This window comes from Bradyrhizobium sp. TM239 (assembly GCF_036247985.1).
Taxonomy (GTDB): domain Bacteria; phylum Pseudomonadota; class Alphaproteobacteria; order Rhizobiales; family Xanthobacteraceae; genus Bradyrhizobium; species Bradyrhizobium ottawaense.
Genome location: NZ_BTIR01000023.1, coordinates 1 through 14359, shown reverse-complemented (window position 1 = coordinate 14359; position 14359 = coordinate 1). Strand labels below are relative to the sequence as shown.

At 65.6% G+C, this 14359-nt stretch carries 15 protein-coding genes and 1 other RNA gene; 8 read left to right on the top strand and 8 right to left on the bottom strand.

Annotation, left to right across the window (positions count from 1 at the left end; genetic code table 11):
• Positions 1–7: 7 nt before the first annotated feature.
• The 6 genes from AABA84_RS30865 to AABA84_RS30840 form a co-directional block, all read right to left on the bottom strand.
• Positions 8–427, bottom strand: coding sequence for an HIT domain-containing protein (locus tag AABA84_RS30865; protein WP_338314010.1), 420 nt, complete (start codon positions 425–427; stop codon positions 8–10).
• A 256-nt stretch (positions 428–683) separates the two neighbouring features.
• The gene (locus AABA84_RS30860) at positions 684–1811 is read right to left on the bottom strand and encodes a muconate cycloisomerase family protein (RefSeq protein ID WP_338314009.1); all 1128 of its coding nucleotides are present in this window, start codon (positions 1809–1811) and stop codon (positions 684–686) included.
• Positions 1808–2563 carry an SDR family NAD(P)-dependent oxidoreductase gene (locus AABA84_RS30855; protein WP_338314008.1) on the bottom strand — a complete coding sequence of 252 codons (756 nt, stop codon included), beginning with the start codon at positions 2561–2563 and terminating at the stop codon, positions 1808–1810. Before AABA84_RS30855 ends, AABA84_RS30860 begins: the two co-directional genes overlap by 4 nt.
• Positions 2563–3369, bottom strand: coding sequence for an amino acid ABC transporter ATP-binding protein (locus tag AABA84_RS30850; RefSeq protein WP_212246199.1), 807 nt, complete (start codon positions 3367–3369; stop codon positions 2563–2565). The genes AABA84_RS30855 and AABA84_RS30850 overlap by 1 nt, the downstream gene beginning before the upstream one ends.
• A complete protein-coding gene (locus AABA84_RS30845) occupies positions 3366–4028 on the bottom strand; it encodes an amino acid ABC transporter permease (protein ID WP_212246198.1) in 663 nt (220 codons plus the stop codon). The genes AABA84_RS30850 and AABA84_RS30845 overlap by 4 nt, the downstream gene beginning before the upstream one ends.
• A gap of 214 nt (positions 4029–4242) precedes the next feature.
• Positions 4243–5085 (bottom strand): transporter substrate-binding domain-containing protein, encoded by an 843-nt coding sequence (locus AABA84_RS30840; RefSeq protein WP_212246197.1) that lies wholly within the window; start codon positions 5083–5085, stop codon positions 4243–4245.
• Positions 5086–5268: 183 nt separating this feature from the next.
• Here AABA84_RS30840 and ffs point away from each other — a divergent pair.
• From ffs to AABA84_RS30815, 5 genes are all read left to right on the top strand, one after another.
• Positions 5269–5365: signal recognition particle sRNA small type (gene ffs, locus AABA84_RS30835), an RNA gene on the top strand.
• Positions 5366–5460: 95 nt separating this feature from the next.
• Positions 5461–7281, top strand: coding sequence for a DNA polymerase III subunit gamma/tau (locus AABA84_RS30830; RefSeq protein WP_338314007.1), 1821 nt, complete (start codon positions 5461–5463; stop codon positions 7279–7281).
• Positions 7282–7309: 28 nt separating this feature from the next.
• A complete protein-coding gene (locus AABA84_RS30825; protein ID WP_212246194.1) occupies positions 7310–7630 on the top strand; it encodes a YbaB/EbfC family nucleoid-associated protein in 321 nt (106 codons plus the stop codon).
• A gap of 1 nt (position 7631) precedes the next feature.
• Positions 7632–8234 carry a recombination mediator RecR gene (gene recR / locus AABA84_RS30820; protein ID WP_212246193.1) on the top strand — a complete coding sequence of 201 codons (603 nt, stop codon included), beginning with the start codon at positions 7632–7634 and terminating at the stop codon, positions 8232–8234.
• A gap of 27 nt (positions 8235–8261) precedes the next feature.
• Positions 8262–8699, top strand: coding sequence for a hypothetical protein (locus AABA84_RS30815; RefSeq protein WP_018320787.1), 438 nt, complete (start codon positions 8262–8264; stop codon positions 8697–8699).
• A gap of 119 nt (positions 8700–8818) precedes the next feature.
• On the opposite strand, the gene AABA84_RS30810 is transcribed toward AABA84_RS30815, so the two are convergent.
• Together AABA84_RS30810 and AABA84_RS30805 are read right to left on the bottom strand one after the other, a co-directional pair.
• Positions 8819–10183 carry an AmpG family muropeptide MFS transporter gene (locus tag AABA84_RS30810; RefSeq protein WP_338314006.1) on the bottom strand — a complete coding sequence of 455 codons (1365 nt, stop codon included), beginning with the start codon at positions 10181–10183 and terminating at the stop codon, positions 8819–8821.
• A gap of 192 nt (positions 10184–10375) precedes the next feature.
• Entirely contained in the window at positions 10376–11575 is a 1200-nt protein-coding gene (locus AABA84_RS30805; RefSeq protein ID WP_338314005.1) for a DNA recombination protein RmuC, read from the bottom strand.
• A 170-nt stretch (positions 11576–11745) separates the two neighbouring features.
• Between AABA84_RS30805 and def the strand changes: the two genes are divergently transcribed.
• The 3 genes from def (at position 11746) to truA (ending at position 14159) form a co-directional block, all read left to right on the top strand.
• Complete coding sequence (gene def / locus AABA84_RS30800; RefSeq protein ID WP_338305868.1) at positions 11746–12273, top strand: peptide deformylase; 528 nt, start codon at positions 11746–11748, stop codon at positions 12271–12273.
• A 206-nt stretch (positions 12274–12479) separates the two neighbouring features.
• Positions 12480–13415, top strand: a complete 936-nt coding sequence (gene fmt, locus AABA84_RS30795) for a methionyl-tRNA formyltransferase (protein WP_338314004.1) — start codon at positions 12480–12482, stop codon at positions 13413–13415.
• 6 nt (positions 13416–13421) lie between these two features.
• Positions 13422–14159: a tRNA pseudouridine(38-40) synthase TruA gene (truA, locus tag AABA84_RS30790; protein WP_212246174.1), complete on the top strand. Its 738-nt coding sequence runs from the start codon at positions 13422–13424 to the stop codon at positions 14157–14159.
• The last annotated feature ends 200 nt before the right edge of the window (positions 14160–14359 follow it).

Below are 14359 nucleotides of genomic sequence, written 5' to 3'. Positions count from 1 at the left end.
CGTTCTTTCAACCCAACCAGATCTTGCGGCGAAGCGCGCTGATGAAATTCTGAACCTCTGCGGCGTCATGCGCCAATGGCGGCATCACGCCCCAGACCGGGCGCGGCCAGGCGGCGTCACTGGTGCGGCGCGCGATGATGTGGACGTGAAGCTGCGGCACGAGGTTGCCGAGCGCCGCGATATTGAGCTTGTCGCATCTGGTGATCTCCTTCAGTGCGCGCGAGACGCGGGAGATCTCGGTCATCAGCTGTGCCTGCTGGACCTCGTCGAGATCGATGATCTCGACCGCATCGGCGCGCCGAGGAACCAGCAGCAGCCAGGGATAATGCGCGTCCTTGATGACCAGCACCTTCGACAGCGGCAAATCGCCGATGTCGATGGTGTCCTCTTTCAGGCGGGAGTGCAGCGACCAGGCGGGTTCGGGCATATGCGTTTCCGGATGGCCCGGTGGGTTCGGGCGTGTTGGGCACGACCATACGATAGGGATTCCCTGAGGGGAAGGATGGCGCCCCGCTGTCACCGCATACGCGGTCGTCGTCCCGGACAAGCGAAGCGCAGATCCGGGACCCATAACCACAGGCAGTCGTGTGGCGAAGACTCGTGGTTGCCGGCTCGCGCGCCAACCTCGCCCTGTGGTTATGGATTCCGGGCTCGCGCTGCGCGCGCCCCGGAATGACGGAAACTCACGCCTCCGCGATCACCCTTGCATTGGCGCGGATCGAGGCTTCGCTGACGCGAATGCCGAGGCCGGGCCCGTCGGGCACCACCACGTGACCCGCACGGTTGGCGACGCGCTCTTCCAGCACGTCCTCGGTCAGCACGTGGTGCGGCATGTAGAATTCGCAGCCGAGCGAGATGCCGGGCGTCGCCGCGATCAGCTGCGTGCCGGCGGCTAGCCCAATGCCGCCTTCCCACAGCGTGCCGCCATAACCGGGCAGGCCGGCGATGTCGGCGATGGCCATGATCGCCTGCGCCTCGAACAGGCCGCCGGCCTTCATCAGCTTGATCGAAACGGCATCGGCGGCCTCGCGGCGCACCACCTCCATCATGTCGCGGCGGTCGAAGCAGCTCTCATCCGCGAGCACGGGCGTTTCCAGTGCGGCGGTGAGCTGGGCCATCACGTCGAGATATTTGCGCGGCACCGGCTGCTCGATGAAGGTCGGCGCAAACTCTTCGACATCGCGCAAGATCTTGATGGCGCCGAACGGCGCCAGCGCCTGGTTGTAGTCGACGCGCAGATCGACCTTGTCGCCGAATTCCTTCCGGATCGCCGCGAGATGCTCGAGGTCCTCGCGATGCGGCTTCACGCCGGTCTTGACCTTGTAGATGACATTGCCGTCCGGAACCATTTTCCGCATGCGCTCGAGATCGGCGGCGAAATCCGGATCGGCGATCGAGAAGGAGAGGGGAATCGTGTCGCGCACGCGGCCGCCGAGCAGGTCGGCGACCGACAGCCCGGACGATTTGCCGACGATGTCGAGCAGCGCCATCTCGATGGCGACTTTTGCTTCGGCATGGCCGACCAGCGCGCGATCGAGCTCGGCCATCAGCGCGCGAATACGACGCACCGGTTTACCGAGCACGATGGGACGCAGATAGATATCGAGCGCGGCGAACGCGGCCTCCGGCGTTCCCGTGAACACTTCCCACGGCGCGGCCTCGCCCCAGCCGATCATGCCGTCGCTGGACGTGAGCTCGATCAGCACGCGCTTCACCGTGCCCTTGACGTTGCCGACGCCCTGCAGGCGCGCCATCTTGATCGGGCTTTCGATCAGGAACAGCCTGAGACGTTCGACGGTTGCTTCGCTCATGTCAGGCCTCCATTGACGTGCCAGACCTGGCCGGTGACGTAGGACGCCTTCGGTGACGCCAGGAAGGCGATGATTTCGGCGACCTCCTCCGGCCGCCCGCGGCGGCGCATCGGGATCAGCGCTTCGGTCGCGGCGATCTGCTCGGGCGACAGCCGGCTCTCGCTCGGCTTGTCCTTGATGATGAGGCCCGGCGACACCGCGTTGACGGTGATGCCATCCTTGGCAAGCTCGATCGCGGTGAGCCGCACCAGCGCTTCCAGCGCGGAGCGACTCGCGGCCGTCGCCGCGAACGGCGCGAATTCCGGCCGGATCGTATGCGCGACGAAGGAGGACACGGCGACGATCCGTGCATCTTGCCCTGCGCGAAGCAGCGGCAGCGCGGCAGCGACCAGCCGTGTGAACGCCAGCGCCGATTCATCCATCGCCTGTCGGAACTGATCCGCCGGCGTGCCGATCGCACTGCCGCGGCGAGCGTGACCGCCGACCAGGATCAATCCGTCGAGCCGGCCGAAGGCGGCTTGCGCGGCGGCGATGGCATCGGTGGCGGCGGTCTCCTCAGCGAGGTTGCCCAGGCATTTTGAGACGACAGCGCCCTTCGCTTCGGCATCCGCTGCGGTGACGTCGAGTCCCTCGGCGTTCGCGCGCGTATGGAGCAGCAGCGCGGTGCCGGGCGCGGCGAGCAGCTTCGCAGTGGCACGGCCGATGCCGCTGGCGGCACCGGTGACGAGATAGGCGCGGTTGATATCAGGCATCACGGTGCTGCGTTGGCCGGCGGCAATGCGCCGGTGCGGTGGAAATGGCTGAGGAAGGCGCGCGTGGCGGCTTCCCTTGGGTTGTCGATCACTTGCCGTGCCGGGCCTTCCTCGACCACGATGCCGTCGCGCATGAAGATGAGACGGTCGGCGACCTCGCGGGCAAAGGCGATCTCATGCGTCACGATCACCATGGTCATGCCTTCGGAGGCCAGTTGCTGGATCACGCTCAGCACCTCGCCGACGAGTTCGGGATCGAGTGCGGAGGTGGCCTCGTCGAACAGCATCACGTCAGGCTCCATCGCGAGTGCCCGCGCAATCGCGACGCGCTGCTTCTGGCCGCCGGACAGCGTCGCCGGATATTGGTCTGCCTTCTCCGCAAGCCCCACCTTGGCGAGTTGCGCCCGCGCGAGCGTCTCGGCGTCCGCCCTAGCCATGCGCCGCACCGTGACAGGGCCCTCCATGACGTTCTGCAGCGTCGTCATGTGCGGGAACAGGTTGAAATGCTGGAACACCATGCCCGTGGTGGCGCGGAATTTTGCCAGCGTCTTCACGTCGGGCAGCTTCGCGCCGTCGCCGAACGCAAAGCGCGTGTCGCCGACGCGGACGCTGCCGCCGTCGGGCACGACCAGCAAGTTGATGCAACGGAGCAGCGTCGATTTGCCCGAGCCTGATGGCCCGATCAGCGCCACGACGCCGCCCTTGGCGACGTCGAGATTGATGTTCTTCAGGACCTCGTTGCTGCCGAAGCTCTTGCGAAGGCTGCGGATCTCGATTTTGCAAATATCTTTTGGCGTCTCGCTCATTCGCTGACCGCCAGTCGCTTCTCGCCGCGGCGGACGAGGATGGTCAGGGGAATCAGGATCGCCGCATAGGCGACCGCGACGGCGGTGTAGGTTTCCAGCGGCCGGTAGCTGTCGTGGGCGGCGACCTGGCTCTGATAGACGAGGTCGGGCACCGCCAGCACCGAGACCAGCGAGGTGTTCTTGAACTGGATGATCGACTGGTTCATCAGCGCCGGGATCATGCGCTTGATCGCCTGCGGCAGCACGATGCGTCGCATGCTCTGGCCCGGTGTCATGCCGAGTGCTGCGCCGGCTTCGGACTGGCCGCGGTCGATCGAGATGATGCCGCCACGGATGATCTCCGAATAGAACGAGCCGCCATAGAGCGAGAGCGCCAGCGCCGAGGCCGTGATCGGCGTCATCTCGACGCCTGCGAGGATCGGCAGCGCGTAGTAGAACCAGATCAGCTGCACCAGGATCGGCGTGCAGCGAAACGCTTCGATGAAGGTGAGCGCGAGAAGGCGCAGCGCCTTGAACCGCGACAGGGTACCGAACGCCCCGAACAGGCCGAACAGCAGCCCGCACGCGACGATGACCACGGTGAAGCCGACGGTGACGCCGAGCCCGTTGAGAAAGAGCCAGCGATAGCTCCAGAGGATGCCGAAGTCCCACTGATACATTTTTTCCGGACCTCAGTCGCGGGATGACTTGGAAAGCTCGAGCCGCGTGCTCGGTGCACCTCTCCCGCTTGCGGGAGAGGTCGGCGCGAAGCGCCGGGTGAGGGGTCTCTCCTCTCGGGGAGTCTCCCCAGAGGAGACACCCTCACCCCAACCCTCTCCCGCAGGCAGGAGAGGGAGCGCAGCGAGAATGCCGATGCGGCAACGCTCAATCACCTTACAGCGAAACGCCTGGCGGAATGTCCGCCTCGGTCACGCCCACCAGCTCCATGTTGGTGATGATCGCGTTGCGGATGAAGCCGAGGCCCTTGTTGAAGTCGATCCAGGTGTTGACGTAATCGCGCCAGGTCTTGTCGGTCTCGCGGCGGAAGCCGGCATTCGACGTCGTTGCGAAGATCGGTGTCGGCAACACGAGCTGGCCGAGCGAGGGGTTCTTCTTCAGCACGGTCAGCGACAGCATGGTGATCAGGCACTGCGCGTCGACGCGGCCGGTCTGCAGCGCGGCGGTGGCATCGTCGGCGGTCTTGAGCCGCGAGATCTGCGCCTTCGGCGTCAGGCGGCTGACGACCTGATCGTGCGAGGAGCCCTGGTCGACCGCGATCTTGATGTCGGGCGAGTTCAGCTCGGCCCAGCTCTTCGGCTTGAAGTCCTTCTTGCAGAGAATGGCGAAGGCGTTGTTGAACACGGGCACCGAGAAGTCGACCACCAGCGCGCGCTTCGGGGTCGGGTTGAGGCCGAAGAAGATGTCGATCTTGTTGGCCTGCAGGTCGAGCACCGAATTGCCCCAAGTGGTCTCGGTGATCTCGAGCTCGGCCTCCATGTCGTCGGCGAGCGCTTTGGCGATGTCGACGTAGAAGCCCTTCCACTGACCGGTGGAGAGATCCTTCATGTAATAGGGCGCGCCGCCGCCGACTGCGCCGATCCGCATCTTCTTGGTGCGGCGGATGCGGGCGAAGGTCGATTCGTTATCGGCGGTCTGGGCCACGGCCGGCGAAGCCAGCGCGGCCGCGGTCATCGCACCAAGTCCGACAATCGATGCAACATCACGACGTGTAACCATTGGGATCAATCGCTTTTCTGGTTGGGATAAGGTTCCGGCAGGTTCATACCAAGGCTGGACTTTCAGTGAAAGCACAGCCTATCGGCTGGGCAGATCGGGAATTGCCCGGATGCTGGGCAGGCGCCGTCGATCAGGGGCGATAGCCGCTTGCTTTCCGCCCCTTTTGGCCCCAAATAGGGACCGGGAGATTGGCGGTGGACGAGCCACTCGCCAACCGGGTCAGGTCCGGAAGGAAGCAGCCCTAACGAGGTCCGGATCGGGTCGCTCGTCAGTCTCCTACCTGTTTTTCGAGCGAACCAGCGCCGGCGGCACCAGCCGCCAGCGCGCTCCTTTCCGCAAAAGCCGGCCAAGAGACATTTCATTGCGGATCGACCGATGACCGACGCTGGCGCCCCTTCCAACCCCGACAGCGCCGGCCAGGCCGGCAATGCGCCGTACCGGGTGCTGGCGCGCAAATACCGTCCCTCCAGTTTCGACGATCTGATCGGCCAGGAAGCGGTGGTCCGCACCGTCTCCAATGCGTTCGAGACCGGGCGCATTCCGCAGGCCTGGATCCTCACCGGCGTCCGCGGCGTCGGCAAGACCACCACCGCGCGCATTCTGGCCCGTGCACTCAACTACGAGATGCCGGATGGTTCGGTGAAGGGTCCGACCATCCACATGCCGACCCTGGGTGTGCACTGCCAGGCGATCATGGAAAGCCGGCACATGGACGTGCTGGAGATGGACGCGGCCTCGCACACAGGCGTTGACGACGTCCGCCAGATCAATGACAGCGTGCGCTACGCGCCGGCCAGCGCGCGCTACAAGGTCTACATCATCGACGAAGTCCACATGCTGTCGACGGCGGCGTTCAACGCCTTCCTGAAGACGCTGGAGGAACCGCCGGAGCACGCCAAGTTCGTGTTCGCGACGACCGAGATCCGCAAGGTTCCGGTCACCGTGCTGTCGCGCTGCCAGCGCTTTGACCTGCGCCGCGTCGAGGCCGACGTGTTGATGAAGCACCTCGCCAATATCGCCGCCAAGGAAAACGTCGAGATCGAGCCGGAGGCGCTCGGCATCATCGCACGCGCTGCCGAAGGCTCGGTGCGTGATTCGCTGTCGCTGCTCGACCAGGCGATCGCGCACGCGGCCGGCACCGTGAAGGCCGACGCGGTCAGGCAGATGCTGGGGCTCGCCGATCGCACCCGCGTCATCGATCTCTTCGATTCGCTGGCGCGCGGCGACATCGCAGCCGCGTTCAAGGAGTTCCGCGACCAGTACGACGTCGGCGCCGATCCCATCGTCGTGCTCTCGGACCTCGCCGAATTCGTCAATTTCGTCACCCGCGTGAAGATCGTGCCGGCGACCGCCGACAACGTCGCCTATGGCGAGACCGAGCGCGTGCGTGCGAAGGATTTCGCGTCAAAGATCTCGATGCGCGTGCTGTCGCGGATGTGGCAGATGCTGCTCAAGGGCATCACCGAGGTGCAGGCCGCAACGCGCCCTGCCGCCGCTGCCGAGATGGTGCTGGTGCGCATCGCTTATGTCGCGGACCTGCCGACGCCGGACGAAGCGATCAGGATGCTGGAGCAGAACGGCGGCAGCTCGCCGGTCGTGAGCGGCGGCGGTGCTGCACGCAGCGCGCCGGCCGCGCCGACGGCCTCCGCAGCACCTGTTCGCATGCCGACCTCGTCGCCGCCTTCGTTCGGCGGTGGCGGCGCGCGGCCGCAGATGGCGGCGCCCGCGCCGGATCCGCAAGGGGCGGTGCCCCAACTGCGCGTCACGAGCTTCACCCAGCTCGTCGCGCTCGCCGGGCAGAAGCGCGACATCATGACCAAGAGCGCGCTCGAGGGCGACATGCGCCTCGTCCGTTTCGAGGAGGGCCGGCTGGAGGTCGCGCTCGAGCCGAACGCCTCCAAGACCATGATCTCCGAGCTCGCGAAGAAATTCGAGCTGTGGACCGGCCGGCGCTGGACGGTGATCGTCTCCAACGAGCAGGGCCAGCCGACGCTGCGCTCGGTGAACCAGGCGGCGAAGCAGGAGCATGCCCGTACCGCGGAGGCCGATCCGCGCGTGCGGGAGGTGCTGTCGCGTTTCCCCGGCGCCAAGGTTGTCGAGGTCCGCAGGCTTGCCCCCGAGACGCCGGAAGCCAATATAAACGCTGACTACGGCAGTGACGATCCGCCCGACGGTTCCGACGGCGACGATCTCTGAGCCCATCTTTTTCCAAGGACGAGCACCGATGGCTGATTTTCTCGGCATGATGAAGCAGGCGGCGCAGCTGCAATCCAAGATGCAGGAGATGCAGGAGCAGCTGGCCAACGTGGAAGTCGAGGGCATTTCCGGCGGCGGCCTCGTCGCCGTGCGCATGACCGCGAAGATGGACGTCAAGGGCATCAAGATCGATCCCTCGCTGATGAAGCCGGAAGAGCGCGAAGTGCTCGAAGACCTGCTCGTCACCGCGCTCGGTGATGCCCGCCGCAAGGCCGAGGCCGCGATGCAGGAGAAGATGCAGTCGCTGACCGGCGGTCTCGGTCTGCCGCCGGGGTTGTTCGGCCAGTAATATGGGCGCGGTTGCAGGTCCTGAAATCGAGCGGCTGGTGCAGCTTCTCGCGCGGCTGCCGGGCCTCGGTCCGCGCTCGGCGCGGCGCGCGGCGCTGCATCTGATCAAGAAGCGCGAAGCGCTGATGATGCCGCTGGCTTCGGCCATGCAGGTCGCGCTGGACAAGGTCCAGGTCTGCAAGACCTGCGGCAACATCGATACGCAAAATCCCTGCACCGTCTGCACTGATCCGAAGCGCGATGACGCCATCATCGTCGTCGTCGCCGACGTCGCCGATCTCTGGGCGCTGGAGCGCGCCAATGCGACCCAGGGGCGCTATCATGTGCTGGGCGCGACATTGTCGCCGCTCGACGGCGTCGGCCCGCAGGATTTGACCATCGACGCGCTGGTGGCGCGCGCGCATGATGCGCAGGTGCAGGAAATCATCCTGGCGCTGAATGCCACTGTGGACGGCCAGACCACGGCACACTACATCACCGACCTGCTTCAGGACGCCAACGTAAAGGTAACCCGGCTGGCCCATGGTGTGCCGGTCGGTGGCGAGCTTGATTATCTCGACGAAGGTACGCTATCGGCCGCGATGCGGCAGCGTACCCTGTTCTAGCCATCCAGACTTTACGGAACGGACGACATGACGAAACTTTTCGCCACACGCCTGGCTTTGGTCGCGACGATGATGCTGCTGGCAAGCCCGGCCATCTCCGCGCAGCAGGACGACGGGGCGCCGCCGCCGTCCAAGCCCGGCAAGCCGATCAACGCCGGCGAGGTGCTGTCCGGCGAGTTGAACGCCTTGAAAGTGCGTGACGTCAAGAATGCCGGCAAGCGGGTCGCGACCTACCAGATCACCTCCGAGCCGCGCCGTCTGCCGCCGCCGAACGGTCTGTGCAACCTCGAGACCGGGCCCGAGACCTTCCAGCTCGTTCCGAGCGGCGATGCGCAGGCCGCGCAGCTGAAGACGTTCGTCGGCAAGGAAATCTCGGTCAAGGTCGACGAGGTCGCCTGCGCCAGCGATCCCGGCCAGATGAGCGAAGCCGTGATCACGAAGTGGAGCCTGATCAAGAAGCAGTAGGGGGATCAGATCGAGATGCCGTAGGGTGGGCAAAGCGAAGCGTGTCCACCGCCTCTGCCGAATGCTTGGAACGATGGTGGGCACGGCGCAAGTGCGCCTTTGCCCACCCTACGAGACCATCACACCCTCACCGGCCCCAGCGCCTCGAAATGCCCGCGCTTCTGTAGCCACGTCAGTAGCACCAGGCTCGGAATGGCCACCAGCACGCAGATCACGAAGAACAGCGGCCAGCCCGTGGTGTCCGCGACATAGCCCGCGCTCGACGACAGATAGGTTCGCCCCACCGCCGCGAGTGCGGTGAGCAGCGCATATTGCGTCGCCGTGTGCAGCGGGTTCTGGCAGAGCGCCGAGAGGTAGGCCACGAAGATCACGGTGCCGATGGCGCTGGTGAAGTTCTCGGCGCAGATGGCGAGCGCCAGCGCCCATTGATTGGTGCCGACCACCGCGAGCCAGGCAAAGGACAAATTGGCCAGCGCCTGCACCACGCCGCCGATCCAGAGCGACATTGCCAGCGGATAGCGCCGCGCGACGAAACCGCCGGCAAATCCGCCGATCAGCGTGGCGGCGAGCCCGACGCCCTTCACGATCGCCGCATAGTCGTTGCGGGTGAAGCCGAGGTCGATCACGAACGGCGCCGTCATCGTGCCCGAGAACGCGTCGGTGAACTTGAACAGCACCACGAAGGCGAGCGCGGCGAGTGCGTCCTTGCGCGACAGGAACTCGGAGAACGCGCCGATCGCCGCGCTCAACACGCGCGCAAAGGCGGTCTCGGTTTGTGTTGCAGCTTCTGCCTGTGCGGATTGCGCCGGCTCGGTCGCGGCCAGCGCGGTAATCGTGCCGATCAGCACCATCGACGCCATCACCACATAGCCCCACATCCATGCCGAGGTGCGGGTGATGCCGGTGCTCTCGAAGCCCGAGACGATGAACAGCGCGCCCGCGGTCGAGACCAGCATGCCGATGCGATAAGCCGCGACGTAAGCCGCCATGCCGGCGGCCTGCTCGCTCTCCGGCAGGCTCTCGACGCGGAAGGCATCGACCACGATGTCCTGTGTCGACGACGTCGTCGCCACCAGCAGCACGCCGAGCGCGACGTAGAACGGCGAGCGCGCGGGGTCGGTCATCGCCAGCAGCAGGATCGCGACGATCAGCAGCAATTGCGAGAACAGCAGCCATCCGCGCCGCCGCCCGAAGACGCGCGTGAACAGCGGCACATGCAGCGCATCCACCAGCGGCGCCCACAAAAATTTCAGCGTGTAGGGCGTGCCGACCAGCGCGAACAGCCCGATGGTCTTGAGATCGACCCCGGCCTCGCGCATCCACACCAGCAGCGTCGAGCCTGACAGCGCCAGCGGCAGCCCGGAGGAGAAGCCCAGGAACAGTACGATCAGCACCCGCGGCTGCAGGTACACGGCAAGGCTGTCGCGCCAGGAGGGCGCAGGGACGGAGGTCGCGGCGGGGGAGGTCGCGTCGGGAGCGGTCATGGGGTGGTGTTAGCAGATTCTGGGGGAAAAGACTCTCATCCGCGTTAGTGAGGGCGAAAGCTCTCACCCCCTCACGATGTCATCGTCCGCGAAGGCGGACGACCCAGTAATCACCAGCATCTCGATTCAATCATAACCGCCGCAGCGTACTGGATGCCCCGCCTTCGCGGGGCATGACAGTGTGCCCTAATCTCACTCCCCCGCCTGGAGCTTCCGCGGAAACAGCTCGCCCGCGCCCGCGACCAGCCGCGGTCCCTCGGCCGGCGCGTCCGACTTGCTGAAATCCAGCTCCTCGATCCTTCCTGCGCGCTTTTCGATCTTGTCGGCGGAAATCAGGATCTGGCGGACGTCCTCGTTCGCATCGGAAAAATGCTTCTGCAATTTGACCACGCGATCCCTGAGACGTCCCAGATCGTCGCCGAGCTTGATCACTTCGGTCTGAATCAGGTCGGCGGCGTCGCGCATGCGCGCGTCCTTCATGATCTGCTGCATCACCTGGATCGCCAGCATCAAGAGCGAGGGCGACACCAGCACCACGCGGGCGCGGTAGGCCTTCTGGATCACGTCGTCGAAACCGTCGTGGATTTCCGCATAGACCGATTCCGACGGCACGAACATCAGTGCCATCTCCTGGGTCTCGCCGGTGACGAGATATTTTTCCGCGATGTCGCTGACATGCTTCATCACGTCGCCGCGCAGCCGCTGCGTGGCGATCCGCTTCTCCTCGTCGGTGCGGGCGTCGTGCAGCGCCGTCATCGCCTCCAGCGGGAATTTCGCGTCGATGCAGAGCGGGCGCTGGTCGGGCAAGAACACGACGCAGTCGGGCCGCTTGCCGGTCGAGAGCGTGAACTGGAACTCGTACGCGCCCTTCGGCAAGCCGTCCTGGACGATCGCCTCCATCCGCGCCTGGCCGAAGGCGCCGCGTGACTGCTTGTTGGCGAGCACGTCGCGGAGCGTCGTCACCTGGGTGGTGAGATCGGTGAGGTTCTTGTGGGCGCTGTCGATGATGCCGAGCCGCTCGTGCAGCGCGCGCAGGCTCTCCATGGTGTTGCGGGTCGAATGCTCCATCGATTGGCCGACGCGATGGGTCACCGAATCCAGCCGCTCGTTGACCGCGCGCGCCATTTCGGCCTGACGTCCCGCCAGCGCCTGGGTCATGGCGTCGGCTCGGCCGGCAGCTTCGCTCTGGGCGTGCAGGACCTGGCTGAGGCGCTCCTCGAGCTCGTCGGCCCGGATGGCGTGCGCCATCGCGAGTTCCGCGCCGCGCCGGCCCGAGCGGGCGATCACGACCGCAATCGCCACCAGGAGGATGAGGACAAGGGCGCCGAAGCCGATCAGCGCATCGATCGTGCGCACCGGCCAGTCGCCCAACATGAAAATGATCTCGTTCATGGGCCCTTCTAGCGCGATTCGCCGACCTTAGCGAACGAAGAGGGAACGGTTATGGTTAATAGCCCCCTAATTTTTATGGTTAACGAAACCTGAAGTTTTATGGTTAGCGAGGGGTTAACGGGGTTCCTGGCCGGATTGACCGCGTCCGGCGCGCGGCTTAAATCGCGGCCATGGCCCTCAGAGAAATCATCATCCTGCCCGACAGGCAGCTGCGTCTGGTCTCCAAGCCGATCGAGAAGGTCACGGCCGAGATCCGCAAGCTTGCCGACGACATGTTCGAGACCATGTACGACGCGCCCGGCATTGGCCTCGCCGCGATCCAGGTCGCGCAGCCGCTGCGGCTGATCACCATGGACCTCGCCAAGCGCGACGAGAACGGCGAGACCACGCCGCTTCCGCGCGTCTTCATCAATCCCGAGATCATCGCCTCGTCCGAGGAGCTCTCGGTCTACGAGGAAGGCTGCCTCTCGATCCCCGAATATTACGAGGAGGTCGAGCGCCCCGCGAAGGTGCGCGTGCGCTTCACCGATCTCGACGGCAAGGTGCACGAGGAGGATGCCGAGGGCCTCTATGCCACCTGCATCCAGCACGAGATCGACCACCTCAACGGCGTGCTGTTCGTCGACTATCTGTCGAAGCTCAAGCGCGACCGCGTGATGAAAAAGTTCGAGAAGGCCGCCAAGCGCGCGGGCGAGTGAATCATCGGAGCTGCCCCATCCTCGGTGCGCTCCCTCCCCCCTTGCGGGGGAGGGCGGGGGAGAGGGGTAGCCCAGCAAAAGGTGCTCCTGATCTGCGGAGCGCAAGCAACAAGGCGCTCGCGCTCAAACCGACAGAGCGCGTCGTGTGGCACCCCTCTCCCTAGCCCTCCCCCGCAAGGGGGGAGGGAACATACCGAGTTCTTGTCATGCCCCTTCGCCTGATCTTCATGGGCACGCCCGATTTCTCCGTGCCGACGCTGCTCGAGCTCGTCGCGCATGGCCACGAGATCGCGGCGGTCTACACCCGCGCGCCGAAGCCCGGCGGGCGGCGCGGCCTGCAATTGCAGCCGACGCCGGTGGAAGAGGCCGCGCGAAAACTCGGCATTCCCGTGCTGACGCCGAAGACGTTGAAGACGCAAGAGGCGCTCGACGAGTTCAGCGCGTTCGATGCCGATGCGGCCGTCGTCGTTGCTTACGGCATGATCCTGCCGCAGGCGATCCTCGATGCGCCAAAGCTCGGCTGCTACAATCTGCACGCCTCGCTGTTGCCGCGCTGGCGCGGCGCGGCGCCCATCAACCGTGCGATCATGGCTGATGATGCCGAGAGCGGCGTGATGGTGATGAAGATGGATGTCGGCCTCGACACCGGCGACGTCGCCATGGCCGAGCGTCTGGCCGTCACCGACAACATGACTGCGCTGGACCTGCACGATCGGCTCTCCCGTCTCGGTGCCGACCTGATGGTGCGCGCGATGGCCGCGCTCGCCCGCGATGGCCTCCAGCTCAAGAAGCAGAGCGAGGACGGCGTCACCTATGCCGCCAAGATCGACAAGGCCGAGGCGCGCATCGACTGGACCAAGCCGGCGCGCGCCGTGCTGCGTCACATCCACGGCCTGTCGCCATTCCCGGGCGCATGGGCCGAGCTTGCCGGCGTCAGCGAGAACGCGCGCGTCAAGATCCTGCGGTGTGAGTTGGCGAAAGGGGAGGGCGCGCCGGGCGAAGTGCTCGATGACAAGCTCACCATCGCCTGCGGCGAGGGCGCCATCCGCATCATCGAGCTCCAGCGCGAGGGTAAGGGCCGGATGCAGGCCGCGGACTTTTTGCGCGGTGTGCCGCTGAAGGCGGGAGCGAGGTTCAACTAATCAGCGATGCCCCGCTACAAGCTCACCATCGAATATGACGGCGCGCCGTTCTTCGGCTGGCAGGTGCAGGACACGCTGCCCTCGGTGCAGGGCGCGCTTGAGGCGGCCGTGAAGGCGATGACCGGCGCGGATTTGCGCGTGCACGGCGCCGGCCGCACCGATGCCGGTGTGCATGCGCGTGGCCAGGTCGCGCATGTCGACATCGACAAGCAGTTTCCACCGGGCCGCTTTCGGGACGGGCTCAACGCGCATCTGCGTCCGCATCCGATCGCGGTGCTCGAGGCCGAGATCGTGCCTGACACGTTCGAGGCGCGCTTCTCGGCCGTCAAGCGCCATTATCGCTACCGCGTGATCAACACCCGCGCCAATCTCGCGCTCGACATCGGTCATGCCTGGCGCGTGCCGCGCCGGCTCGATGCTGATGCGATGCATGCGGCGGCGCAGCGTCTGCTCGGCAAGCACGATTTCACGACCTTTCGCGACACCGAGTGCCAGGCCAAGTCGCCGGAGAAGACGCTCGACCAGCTCGACGTGGAGCGCTGTGGCCGCGAGATCATCATTGTCACCTCAGCGCGCTCCTTTCTGCACAGTCAGGTCCGCTCGATGGTGGGATCGCTGGTCTGGGTCGGCGAGGGCCGCTGGACCGCCGACGATCTCTCCGCGGCACTGCAAGCCCGCAACCGCGCGGCCTGCGGCATCGTCGCGCCGCCGGACGGGCTATATCTGATGAAGGTAGATTATTGAGGGGCGGGCTGCTGAGAGCGCGTGCTCTGGCCGCACCCATCGCTGTCATGCCCCGGCTTGACCGGGGCATCCAGTACGCCGCGGCCCCTCGGCTCAATCACTGCCGTCTCTGGAATACTGGATCGCCCGATCAAATGTTTAGCCCGGCCAGATCACTGACCGGTGTTCGGAGACATAGCTGACACATCAAACTGGGCTGG

Bases quoted from the DNA above. Each gene is read 5' to 3' on its own strand.
- AABA84_RS30805 (WP_338314005.1), bottom strand. From the start codon at position 11,575: ATGAACGAGATCATTTTCATGTTGGGCGACTGGCCGGTGCGCACGATC.
- AABA84_RS30815 (WP_018320787.1), top strand. From the start codon at position 8,262: ATGACGAAACTTTTCGCCACACGCCTGGCTTTGGTCGCGACGATGATG.
- AABA84_RS30845 (WP_212246198.1), bottom strand. From the start codon at position 4,028: ATGTATCAGTGGGACTTCGGCATCCTCTGGAGCTATCGCTGGCTCTTT.
- AABA84_RS30830 (WP_338314007.1), top strand. From the start codon at position 5,461: ATGACCGACGCTGGCGCCCCTTCCAACCCCGACAGCGCCGGCCAGGCC.
- truA (WP_212246174.1), top strand. From the start codon at position 13,422: ATGCCCCGCTACAAGCTCACCATCGAATATGACGGCGCGCCGTTCTTC.
- recR (WP_212246193.1), top strand. From the start codon at position 7,632: ATGGGCGCGGTTGCAGGTCCTGAAATCGAGCGGCTGGTGCAGCTTCTC.
- AABA84_RS30840 (WP_212246197.1), bottom strand. From the start codon at position 5,085: ATGGTTACACGTCGTGATGTTGCATCGATTGTCGGACTTGGTGCGATG.
- AABA84_RS30850 (WP_212246199.1), bottom strand. From the start codon at position 3,369: ATGAGCGAGACGCCAAAAGATATTTGCAAAATCGAGATCCGCAGCCTT.
- AABA84_RS30865 (WP_338314010.1), bottom strand. From the start codon at position 427: ATGCCCGAACCCGCCTGGTCGCTGCACTCCCGCCTGAAAGAGGACACC.
- AABA84_RS30810 (WP_338314006.1), bottom strand. From the start codon at position 10,183: ATGACCGCTCCCGACGCGACCTCCCCCGCCGCGACCTCCGTCCCTGCG.
- fmt (WP_338314004.1), top strand. From the start codon at position 12,480: ATGCCCCTTCGCCTGATCTTCATGGGCACGCCCGATTTCTCCGTGCCG.
- AABA84_RS30860 (WP_338314009.1), bottom strand. From the start codon at position 1,811: ATGAGCGAAGCAACCGTCGAACGTCTCAGGCTGTTCCTGATCGAAAGC.
- def (WP_338305868.1), top strand. From the start codon at position 11,746: ATGGCCCTCAGAGAAATCATCATCCTGCCCGACAGGCAGCTGCGTCTG.
- AABA84_RS30825 (WP_212246194.1), top strand. From the start codon at position 7,310: ATGGCTGATTTTCTCGGCATGATGAAGCAGGCGGCGCAGCTGCAATCC.
- AABA84_RS30855 (WP_338314008.1), bottom strand. From the start codon at position 2,563: ATGCCTGATATCAACCGCGCCTATCTCGTCACCGGTGCCGCCAGCGGC.